Source organism: Variovorax sp. MPBD4-3, from assembly GCF_058809745.1.
Genome location: NZ_JBXASW010000107.1, coordinates 1 through 10,167 on the forward strand (window position 1 = coordinate 1; position 10,167 = coordinate 10,167).

The 10,167-nt window shown below is 69.0% G+C and carries 9 protein-coding genes; 1 reads left to right on the top strand and 8 read right to left on the bottom strand.

From position 1 onward, the window contains the following. Positions 1-13 precede the first annotated feature (13 nt). The 5 genes from AC1RVW_RS30155 to AC1RVW_RS30175 are packed head-to-tail and all read right to left on the bottom strand — an operon-like array spanning position 14 to position 6,582. The gene (locus AC1RVW_RS30155) at positions 14-841 is read right to left on the bottom strand and encodes an oxepin-CoA hydrolase, alternative type (protein WP_493204380.1); all 828 of its coding nucleotides are present in this window, start codon (positions 839-841) and stop codon (positions 14-16) included. Continuing rightward, entirely contained in the window at positions 838-1,992 is a 1,155-nt protein-coding gene (locus AC1RVW_RS30160; RefSeq protein WP_493204382.1) for an acyl-CoA dehydrogenase family protein, read from the bottom strand. The genes AC1RVW_RS30155 and AC1RVW_RS30160 overlap by 4 nt, the downstream gene beginning before the upstream one ends. Positions 1,993-2,004: 12 nt before the next feature. Beyond that, entirely contained in the window at positions 2,005-3,213 is a 1,209-nt protein-coding gene (locus AC1RVW_RS30165) for an acyl-CoA dehydrogenase family protein (RefSeq protein ID WP_493204384.1), read from the bottom strand. 10 nt (positions 3,214-3,223) lie between these two features. Then, positions 3,224-4,414, bottom strand: coding sequence for an acetyl-CoA C-acyltransferase (locus tag AC1RVW_RS30170; protein WP_081270840.1), 1,191 nt, complete (start codon positions 4,412-4,414; stop codon positions 3,224-3,226). 32 nt (positions 4,415-4,446) lie between these two features. Further along, complete coding sequence (locus tag AC1RVW_RS30175) at positions 4,447-6,582, bottom strand: 3-hydroxyacyl-CoA dehydrogenase NAD-binding domain-containing protein (protein ID WP_493204386.1); 2,136 nt, start codon at positions 6,580-6,582, stop codon at positions 4,447-4,449. Positions 6,583-6,723: 141 nt separating this feature from the next. Between AC1RVW_RS30175 and AC1RVW_RS30180 the strand changes: the two genes are divergently transcribed. Then, entirely contained in the window at positions 6,724-7,617 is an 894-nt protein-coding gene (locus AC1RVW_RS30180) for a LysR family transcriptional regulator (protein ID WP_106935754.1), read from the top strand. Here the strand turns inward: AC1RVW_RS30180 and AC1RVW_RS30185 are convergent, their stop codons facing one another. The 3 genes from AC1RVW_RS30185 to AC1RVW_RS30195 all read right to left on the bottom strand — a co-directional run. Continuing rightward, entirely contained in the window at positions 7,618-9,105 is a 1,488-nt protein-coding gene (locus AC1RVW_RS30185) for a sensor domain-containing diguanylate cyclase (protein WP_285413568.1), read from the bottom strand. Between the two features lie 89 nt (positions 9,106-9,194). Next, on the bottom strand, positions 9,195-9,788 hold the full coding sequence (locus AC1RVW_RS30190; protein ID WP_106935753.1) for a YbhB/YbcL family Raf kinase inhibitor-like protein: 594 nt from the start codon (positions 9,786-9,788) through the stop codon (positions 9,195-9,197). Between the two features lie 23 nt (positions 9,789-9,811). After that, positions 9,812-10,167 (bottom strand): Rieske (2Fe-2S) protein (locus AC1RVW_RS30195; protein WP_493204389.1); only part of this gene is annotated, 356 nt, incomplete at its 5' end.

The window sequence follows — 10,167 nt, forward strand, 5'->3', positions numbered from 1 at the left end:
GGCAGGGCGGGTGTCAGGACGCGTCCGCCTTGCCGCCGGCACGGCGCAGCGCCACGAAGTCGGCCTTGCGCTTGCCGAGGAACGCGCCGATGCCTTCGGCCGCTTCGGCGTCGCCCTGCGACTCGACCATGAACACGGCCTCGGCGTCGAGCTGCTCTTCCAGCGTGGCGTGGTGCGCCTGGCGGCACAGCGTCTTGATGCGCGCGCTGGCGCGTTGCGGGCCGCTGGCCACCTTGGCCGCGAGCGCGATGGCTTCGGCCAGCGCGGCGCCCTTGTCGGTCAGGCGGTTGACGGCGCCCAGCGCGTGCAGGCGCTCGGCCGGCATGCGGTCGCCGGTCAGGCACATCTCGGTCAGCACCTGGCGCGAGACGAACTCCGCCAGGAAGGCCGTGGCGCCGCCGTCCGGCGTGAGGCCGACCTTGACGTAGGCCACGGTGAAGAAGGCGTCGCGCGCCGACACCAGCATGTCGCAGGCCAGCGCCATCGACAGGCCCGCGCCAGCGGCGCCGCCTTCGACCGCCGCGATCACCGGCTTGCCGCAATCGCGCAGCGCGCGGATCAGGTTGTTGAGGCCTTCGAGGATCTGGCGGCGCTCGGCCACCGGCAGCTCGCGGCGCTTGGCCAGCAGGTTCAGGTCGCCGCCGGAGCAGAAGAAATCGCCCGCGCCGGTGAACACGATGGCGCCCACCTCGGGGTCTTTCTCGGCGTCGGACAGCGCGGCGCTCAGCTCGGCGTACAGCGTGGGCGTGATCGCGTTGCGCGCGGCGGGGTTGCTGTTGGTCAGGATGCGCACGGCGCCTTCCTGCGAGATCAGCACTGTCTTGTTGGTCGTGTCGCTCATGCCGCCACCTCCTTGCCGGACTCTTGGCCCAGGGCGATGTAGCGCTGCAGGTGGTGGTCTTCGTCGCCCAGCTGGTGGTCGATCATCACCAGGCGCTTGGCGTAGTGGGGCAGGGGCAGTTCCCAGGTCATGCCGATGCCGCCGTGCATCTGGATGCTTTCCTGCGCCACCAGCGCGCCGATGCGGCCGATGCTGAACTTGGCGGCCGACAGCGCGCGCTCGCGCGCCAGGCGCTCGCCGGTGTCGATAGCGGCGGCCGCGTTGATGACGGCCGAGCGCGCCTGTTCGATCTCCAGCAGCAGGTCGGCCATGCGGTGCTGCAGCGCCTGGAAGCTGCCGATCAGCGTGCCGAACTGCTTGCGCGTGCGCAGGTATTCCAGCGTGGCGGTCTTCGCTGCTTCCATCGCGCCCAGTGCCTCGGCGCAGAGCGCAAGCACGCCGCGGCCGATGGCGCGTTCCAGCGTGGCATGGCCCTGGCCTTCCGCGCCGAGCAGCGCGTCGGCGCCCAGCTTCACGCCGTCGAATGCAAGTTCGGCCACGCGACCGCCGTCGATGGCGGGGCAGCCGCGCACCGTGAGGCCAGCGGTCTTCGCGGGCACGAGGAACAGCGAGATGCCGGCTTCGTCGTCCACGTTGCCCGAGGTGCGGGCCGAGACCAGGAACAGGTCGGCCTGCTCGCCCTGCGGCACCACGGCCTTGGCGCCGTGCAGCACCCAGCCATCGCCGGAGCGTTCTGCCTTGGTGGCCACGCGCGAGCGTTCGTAGTGCGTGTCGGCCTCGTCGTGCGCGAAGGCCGCCACGGTCACGCCGTTGATGATGTCCGCGAGCTTTTCTTTCTGCGCATCGGTGCCGGCGGCGCTGAGCGCCTCGCCGACCATCACCGCGCCCAGCAGCGGCTCGACCACCAGGCCGCGGCCCAGTGCCTCGAAGACCACGGCGATGTCGAAGCCGCCGCCGCCGAAGCCGCCGTCGGCCTCGCTGAACAGCGCGCCGATCACGCCCAGTTCGGCGAACTGCTGGAAGATTTCCTTGCTGAACCCGTGCTGCGACTTCGCGATGCGGTCGCGCGCGTCGAACGCGTACTGCTCGCTGATGAAGCGGTTCAGGCTGTCGGCGAGCATGCGCCGGTCTTCGGTGTGTTCGAAGTTCATGGCATGTCTCCTTTACAGACCAAGAATCATCTTGCTGATGATGTTCTTCTGGATTTCGTTCGAGCCGCCGAAGATCGACAGCTTGCGGTTGTTGAAGTAGCGCGAGGCGGCGGCCGATGCGTAATCGGGGCCGAAGGTCTCGCCGGTGAACCCGTCCTTCAGCGCCTCGGCGATGAAGGGGCGGCCGTACACGCCCATCGCGCGGCGGGCCAGCGAAGAAATTTCCTGGCGGATCTCGGTGCCGCGGATCTTCAGCATCGAGCTTTCCGCGCCCGGCACGCCGCCGCCGGCCACCGCCGCGATCACGCGCAGGTTGGTGGTCTTCATGTTCTCCAGGTCGATCTCGACGCGCGCCATGCGCGCGGCAAAGGCCGGATCGTCGGCCAGCGGCTTGCCGTTCCTGGTCTGCGTGGCGGCAATGCCCTTGAGCTGTTCAAGCGCTGCCACGGAGAAGCCCACGCCCGCGATGTTGGTGCGCTCGTAGGTCAGCAGGTACTTGGCGCAGGTCCAGCCCTTGTTCTCCTCGCCCACGAGGTTCTCGGCGGGCACGCGCACGTCGGAGAAGAACACCTCGTTCACCTCGTGCTCGCCGTCGAGCGTGATGATCGGGCGCACTTCCACGCCGGGCGATGTCATGTCGATCAGCAGGAAGCTGATGCCTTCCTGCTTCTTCGCCTCGCGGTTGGTGCGCACCAGGCAGAAGATCATGTTGGCGTGCTGGCCCAGCGTGGTCCAGGTCTTCTGGCCGTTCACGATGTAGTGGTCGCCCTGCGCGTCGATGCCGCGCACGGCCGATGTTTTCACCGCTGCCAGGTCGGAGCCCGCGCCGGGTTCCGAATAGCCCTGGCACCACCAGTCGGCGCCGTTCAGGATGCGCGGCAGCCAATGCTGCTTCTGCGCTTCGTTGCCGTACTTGATGAGCACCGGCCCCAGCATGTTCACGCCGAAGGGCACGATGCGCGGTGCGAAGGCCAGCGCGCATTCGTTCTCGAAGATGAACTTCTCGACCGCCGTCCAGCCCGGGCCGCCGTACTGCTCGGGCCAGTGGTTGGCGAGCCAGCCGCGCTCGTTGAGGATGGCGTGCCATTCCTGCATGTCGGCCTTCTCGAGGATCTTGCCGCTGCGCACTTTCTCGGACAGCCGCACCGGCAGCCTGGCGGCCAGGAAGGCGCGCACCTCGCTGCGGAAGGCTTCTTCTTCGGTCGTGAAGTTCAGGTCCATCGCGGGCTCCTCAATAGATTTCGAACAGGCCCGCAGCGCCCATGCCGCCGGCGATGCACATCGTGACCACGGCGTACTTCGCGCCGCGGCGCTTGCCTTCGATGAGCACATGGCCCGCGAGGCGCGCGCCGGTCATGCCGAAGGGGTGGCCGATGGAGATGGCGCCGCCGTTCACGTTGAGCAGCTCCGACGGAATGCCCAGCTTGTCCTGGCAGTAGATCGACTGCGAGGCGAAGGCCTCGTTGAGTTCCCACAGGCCGATGTCCTGCACCTTGAGGCCGTGGCGCGCGAGCAGCTTGGGCACCGCGAACACCGGGCCGATGCCCATCTCGTCGGGCTCGCAACCGGCCACCGCGAGGCCGCGGAAGGCGCCCAGCGCCTTGATGTTGGCGCGCTCGGCGTCCTTGGCTTCCATCAGCACGCAGGCGGATGCGCCATCGGACAGCTGCGAGGCATTGCCGGCGGTGACGAACTTGTCTTCGCCCATCACGGGCTTCAGCTTGGCGAGCGCTTCGTAGGTGGTGCCGCGGCGGTTGCAGTTGTCTTCGGTGGCCGTCACTTCGCGGTAGGTGACTTCCTTCGTCTCCTTGTCGGTCACGGCCATGGTGGTGGTGCAGGCGACGATCTCGTCCTTGTAGCGGCCGGCGATCTGCGCTTCTTCGGTGCGGCGCTGGCTCTCGGCGGAGAAGCGGTCCTGCGCCTCGCGGCTGATGTTGTAGCGCTTGGCCACGATGTCGGCCGTTTCGATCATCGCCATGTACAGCTCGGGCTTGTGCTCGACGATCCACGGGTCCATGCCGCTGTCGCCGGCATCGGTGGCGCTGCGCGAGCGGATCTGCGAGATGCTTTCCACGCCGCCCGCGATCATGGCCGGCGCGCCGTCCACCACGATGCGGCCCGCGGCCATGGCAATCGCCTGCAGGCCCGAGGCGCAGAAGCGGTTCACCGTGGTGCCGGCAATGCCGATCGGCAGGCCCGCGCGGATGATGGCCTGGCGCGCGATGTTGCGGCCGGTGGTGCCTTCGGGGTAGCCGCAGCCGAGGATGGCGTCCTCGATCAGCGCGGGGTCGAGGCCCGAGCGTTCCACCGCCGCCTTCACGGCGAAGGCCGCCAGCGTGGGGCCGGGGGTGATGTTGAATTCGCCGCGGTGCGCCTTGGTGAGCGGGGTGCGGGCGGTGGAAACGATGACGGCTTCACGCATGGGGTGTGTCTCCTGGAGGGCTGGCTCTGTGGTTACTCGGATTGATTGAGGCTGGCGAAATCGGCGCCGCGTTCGACCAGCTGCACCAGCAGCGGCGACGGCTTCCAGAAGATCGGGTCTTCCTTCGCGAACTCGCGGATGTCGGCCAGCACCTTGGGCAGGCCCACGGTGTCGGCGTATTTCATCGGGCCGCCGCGGTGGCGCGGGAAGCCGTAGCCGTAGAGGAAGGTCACGTCCACGTCCAGCGGGCGCAGCGCGATGCGCTGCAGCACCACGTTGGCGCCTTCGTTGACCATCGCGGCCATGTAGCGGCGCATGATTTCCTCTTCGGTGAAGGCGCGCGGCTTGATGCCGGCGCGCTCGCGCTCGGCGTCGATGATGGCCAGCACTTCGGGGTCGGGCACGCCGGTGCGCGCGCCTTCCGGGTACAGGTAGTAGCCGCGCTGCGTCTTCTGGCCAAACCAGCCGCGCTCGCAGATGCGGTCGGCGATCTGCACGTAGCGCGCCTCGGGGTCGCGCGTGGCGGCCTTGCGCTTGCGCGTGGCCCAGCCGATGTCGCCGCCGGCCAGGTCGGACACCTGGAACGGGCCCATCGGGTAGCCGAAGTTGCGCACCGCTTCGTCGATCTGGTAGGGCGAGGCGCCATCTTCCATCATGTGGTCGGCGGCCTGGCGGTACACCGCCAGGATGCGGTTGCCGATGAAGCCGTCGCACACGCCGGCGCGCACCGGCACCTTCTTGAGCTTCTTCGCCAGCTCGAAGCCGGTGGCGACCACGTCGGCGCTCACCTTGGCGGGCACCACGATCTCCAGCAGCTTCATGATGTTGGCGGGCGAGAAGAAGTGCAGGCCCACCACGTCCTGCGGGCGCGAGATGCTGGCGGCGATCTCGTCGATGTCCAGGTACGAGGTGTTGGTGGCCAGCACCGCGCCGCGCTTGCACACGCGGTCGAGTTCGGCGAACACGGCCTTCTTGACGCCCATTTCCTCGAACACGGCTTCCACCACGATGTCGACGCTGGCGAGCGCGTCGTAGCTGGTGGAGCCGGAGAAGCGCGCCATGACGGCTGCCTTGGCCTCGGGCGTCATGCGGCCCTTCTTGATGAGGCCGTCGTACACCTTCTCCACGTTGGCGCGGCCGCGTGCGAGCTGGGTGTCGTCGCGCTCGATCATGGTCACCGGCATGCCGGCGTCGAGCATGGCCACCGCGATGCCCGCGCCCATGGTGCCGCCGCCGACGATGCCGGCCGACTCCAGCGCGCGCGGCTTGGCCGACTTGGTCTCGGGCGCCTTCAGCACTTCGCGCTCGGCGAAGAAGGCGTGGATCAGGCCGGCGCGCTGCGGGCTGTCGATGCACTGCAGGAACAGCTTGCGCTCCAGCGCCATGCCTTCGTCGAAAGGCAGCGTGAGCGCGGCCTCGACGGCTTCGATGATCTTCATCGGCGAGAACAGGCCGCGGCTCTTCTTGGCGGTGTCGGCGCGCGCGGCTTCGAGCGCGGCGCGGCTGGCTTCCTTGTCGGCCAGCGCGTCGGCGTCGCGGGTGCGGCGCACCGGGGCCTTGGCGGCGACCAGTTCCTGCGCATAGGCCAGGCCTTCGGCCAGCGCGTCGGCGTCGGTGCTCAGGCGGTCGACGAGGCCGAGCGACAGCGCTTCCTTGGCGCCCGCATGGCGGCCGCTGAGCATGAGTTCGAGCGCAGGTTTCACGCCGATGAGGCGCGGCGCGCGCTGCGTGCCGCCCGAGCCGGGCAAGAGGCCCAGCGCCACTTCGGGCAGGCCCAGCTTGGCGGTGGGCGATGCGATGCGGTAGTGCGCCGACAGCGCCACTTCGAGCCCGCCGCCCAGCGCGGCGCCGTGGATGGCGGCAACCACCGGCTTGGTGCAGTTCTCGATCTTCAGGCAGGCTTCGGGCAGCGACGGCGGCTGCGGCGTCTTGCCGAATTCGCGGATGTCGGCGCCCGCAATGAAGTTGCGGCCCGCGCCGGCGATCAGCACCGCCTTGGCGGCGCCGTCGGCCTCCGCCGCGTCGATGGCGGCCACGAGGCCGCGGCGCACGTCCACGCCCAGGGCGTTGACGGGCGGGTTGTCGATGGTCACCACGAAAACGTCGCCTCGACGCTCGAAGGTGACGGGACCGGTGGACGTGGAAGGGCTGGGAGTGTTGGTGGCCATGTGCTTGCTTGTCTCGTGCGTTGCGAACCGTGCGGGTTCGAGGCTCTGGGGTGAACCAAGCATTCTTGGCCGGTATCCCCGCTTTGACAATTGCATAGGCGGTTGACAGACTGTCAAAGGATTTTTGACACAATCGGGTGCATGGACCTGCAATCGCTCACCCTGCTGGTGGAAATCCTCGATGCCGGCAACCTGAGCGCGGCGGCCCGCCGCCTCAAGATGACGCGCGCCAACGTCAGCTACCACCTGAACCAGCTGGAGCGCTCGGTGGGCGCGCAGCTGGTGCGGCGCACCACCCGGCGCGCCGAGCCGACCGAAATCGGCCTGCGGCTCTACCAGCACGGCGTGGCGATCCAGGGCGAACTGCTGGCGGCGCGCGAATCTGTCACCACGCTGGGCCAGGGCCTGCAGGGCCGCGTGCGGCTGAGCGTGCCCAGCGGCTACGGGCAACTGGTCATGGCCGACTGGCTCATCGACTTCAAGCGCCAGTACCCCGGCATCGTGCTCGACGTGGTGTTCGAGAACCGCATCGAGGACCTGCTGCGCGACGAGGTAGACATCGCCATCCGCGTGATCCCCGAGCCGCCGCAGAACCTGGTGGCGCGCGCGATGGGGCCGGTGCGCTACGTGGCCTGCGCCTCGGCGGAATACGCGGCGAAGAATCCGCTGCCGGTGCAGCTCGACGCGTTGCAGGGCGCGCCGGTGGTCACCGCCGCCGTCATCGGCCGGCAGCTGCGCGTGTCGGCCTACCAGGGCGAGACCCGTCGCGAGGTGATCCTGGAGCCGACGCTGATCTCGGAAAACTTCTTGTTCCTGCGCCAGGCCATCCTCGCCGGCCTGGGCATCGGCCTCGTGCCCGACTACGTGGTGCAGGAGGATGTGCGCCGCGGCGACGTCGTGACCACGCTCGACGACTGGCGCCTGTCCATCTTCGGCACGCAGATGTTCATGCTCTACATGCCGAACCGCCAGCACACGCGGGCGATCCGGACGTTCATCGATTTCGTGCTGGAGCGGGTGCGGGTGCCGGAGTAGCTACGCCCGCCGCCGATCCCCCGGCGAGCCTTCGTAGTGCCGCGCCTTGTCGACATACATTGCCCGGTCCGCGCGCTGCAGTGCCGATTCCAGCGATTCGCCCGCGTGGCAGGTCGCAAGGCCCATCGCGAGGCTCAGCGCATGGCCGCTCTGGCCGGCGTGGAACTGGTTGTTCATTTCCAGCAGCGTGAGGATGCGCTCGCGCATGGCTTCGGCGCCGCGCTCGTCGGTCATGGGCAGCAGCACCGCGAACTCGTCGCCGCCGATGCGCGCGGGCCAAGCCGGCGGGTCGACGGCCTTGTCCAGCACCTCGCCCATGCGGCGCAGCAGCGAGTCGCCGGCGGCGTGGCCTTCCTGGTCGTTGAGCTGCTTCAGCCCGTTCAGGTCGATGGCCACGATCGACACCGGCCACGGGCCCTTGCGCGCGAGGCGGGTGAGCTCCTCGGTGAAATAGGTGCGGTTGCACAGCTGCGTGAGCACGTCGTGCTTGCCCAGGTATTCCAGGTAGGCCTCGGCCTTCTTGCGCGCGGTGATGTCGACCAGCGACACCAGCACCAGGTCCCAGGTGTCGAGCCGGTCGTCCTGCACCGCGAACTGCATGTGGATGTTCAGCACCTCGCCCGACAGCGAGTAGTTGAGCACCTCGCGGTGCTGCACGGTCTTGCCGTTCCACAGGTCCTGCAGCTGCTCGGCGAAGGATTCGCGCATCTCGTCGCGGAAGATGCGCGAGAGGCTGCCCAGCAGGGTCTGCAGGTCGGGCGCGCCGAACATGCGCAGCGTTTCGCGGTTCACGTCGATGACGCGGATCTCCTGCATGCAGCGGGTGACGAACTCGGGGTGCACCTTGATGAAGGTGGCGAAGTCGGTGATGCCGCGCGCGCGGATGCTCTGCAGCAGCGCGCGCACGGCGCTGAAGTCTTCCACCCACAGCGACACCGGCGAGCGCTCGAACAGGCTGCGCGCGTAGGTGGCGCTTTCGTCGCGCAGGCGCTGCGCGGCCACGCGCTCGGTCACGTCGTCGAGCGAGACCAGCACGCGCTCCCAGGTGGCTTCATGGCCGGGCAGCACGCGGGCGCGCACGCGCACGTCGAGCCGCCGGCCGTCCAGGGCGTAGTTGACCGTTTCGCTCTCGAAGGTGAGCTGGCCGCGCCATAGCTGGTCGAGCTCGTGCACCACGGTGGCCGACATGTCGCCGCGGAACACGCGGTCAAGGGAATCGAGCAGGGTCTGCTGGCTGTCGGCGGCAAAGAGTTTCAGGGTGTGCTGGTTGACCCGCAGCACCTTCAGCAGCGCCATGCATTCGCTCACGCGGCCCGGGTTTTCCGACAGGTACGCCACCAGGTCGGTGACGCCTTCGGCGCGCCAGCCGTCGAGCTTGCGCTTGAGGCCGCTGTAGTCTTCGATCCAGAGGGAGACGGGCGCCAGGTCGAACATGGCGTCGAGTTCGGATGACGGGGCAACGTCGGACGCGGCGGCGGTCAGGGCCATCGATGGGCTTTCGGAAAAGCGGCTGCAGCCATGGCTGACGGGCCGCCGGCAAATCGGGAGCCTGATTATTACCCGGCAGCCCGAGGGCTTTAGCGGCTGTAGAGGCCCACTACGCTCTGTCCGCCGAGTGCATGGCCCTTGAGCGCGGCCAGCAGCGCGTCGCGCCCGAGACCGGCCGGCAGGCTGCCGGGCGCCAGGTCGGTGGCGACCACGGTCAGCACGTAATGGTGCGGCCGGTCGCCCACCGGCGGGCACATGCCGCGATAGGCCGGCGCGCCGGCCACGTTCGGGCCCATGGTGAAGTTGAAGTTGGAGCCCGCCTGGCCTTCGCCCGCCTTGAGCTCGCCGCGCTCGGCCGCGATGTTGTAGGCCACCCAGTGCGACACGCCGAGGCCGGCCGCGCCGTCGGGGTCGAACACCAGCACGGCGACCGACCGGGTCTTGGCCGGCAGGTTGCTCCAGGCCACCGGCGGAGAGATGTTCCTGCCGCCGCACTCGCCCGCGCCGGCATGCTCGGCCGGGATCACGCCGTTGTCGGCGAAGGCTGCGGACGTCACTCTCATGCCCGTGGAAGCCTTGCCGCCGGTGCCGGCCGCCATGCCGGTGCACCCCGCCAGCACGCCGGCGAGGGCCAGCGCCGCGACCGACAGGGCGAGGGGGTGAGGCCGGGTGTTCTTGCGCATAGGGTTCTCCTTGAAGGTTGTGTTCATTCGGCCTGGCCCTGCCAGATGCTGCCGTCGGGCCGCTCGTGAACCGCCACCGGCACGAGGCTGGCGCCCTTGCACGGGCCGCCCACGCACCTGCCGGTGTCGGGCTCGAAGATCGCGCCGTGCCGCGCGCACATCAGGAAGCGGCCCGAGCTTTCGATGATCTGCCCTTCGAAGTCGAGCGGCCCGCCCGCGTGGGGGCACTGGTTGATGTAGGCGTACACGCCGTCTTGCCAGCGCACGGCGAAGGCGGGGGTGCCGTCCGGTGCGGTGAATTTGACCGCGATGCGATCGGCGGCAAGCGCGGTGGAAATGGGCGTGGGAGCGGGGGAGGGCTCGGGGGCGGAGACGGGTG

What these genes read in the sequence shown, in the direction of transcription:
- AC1RVW_RS30155 (WP_493204380.1), bottom strand. Translation starts at nt 841, where the DNA reads ATGAGCGACACGACCAACAAGACAGTGCTGATCTCGCAGGAAGGCGCC.
- AC1RVW_RS30160 (WP_493204382.1), bottom strand. Translation starts at nt 1,992, where the DNA reads ATGAACTTCGAACACACCGAAGACCGGCGCATGCTCGCCGACAGCCTG.
- AC1RVW_RS30165 (WP_493204384.1), bottom strand. Translation starts at nt 3,213, where the DNA reads ATGGACCTGAACTTCACGACCGAAGAAGAAGCCTTCCGCAGCGAGGTG.
- AC1RVW_RS30170 (WP_081270840.1), bottom strand. Translation starts at nt 4,414, where the DNA reads ATGCGTGAAGCCGTCATCGTTTCCACCGCCCGCACCCCGCTCACCAAG.
- AC1RVW_RS30175 (WP_493204386.1), bottom strand. Translation starts at nt 6,582, where the DNA reads ATGGCCACCAACACTCCCAGCCCTTCCACGTCCACCGGTCCCGTCACC.
- AC1RVW_RS30180 (WP_106935754.1), top strand. Translation starts at nt 6,724, where the DNA reads ATGGACCTGCAATCGCTCACCCTGCTGGTGGAAATCCTCGATGCCGGC.
- AC1RVW_RS30185 (WP_285413568.1), bottom strand. Translation starts at nt 9,105, where the DNA reads ATGGCCCTGACCGCCGCCGCGTCCGACGTTGCCCCGTCATCCGAACTC.
- AC1RVW_RS30190 (WP_106935753.1), bottom strand. Translation starts at nt 9,788, where the DNA reads ATGCGCAAGAACACCCGGCCTCACCCCCTCGCCCTGTCGGTCGCGGCG.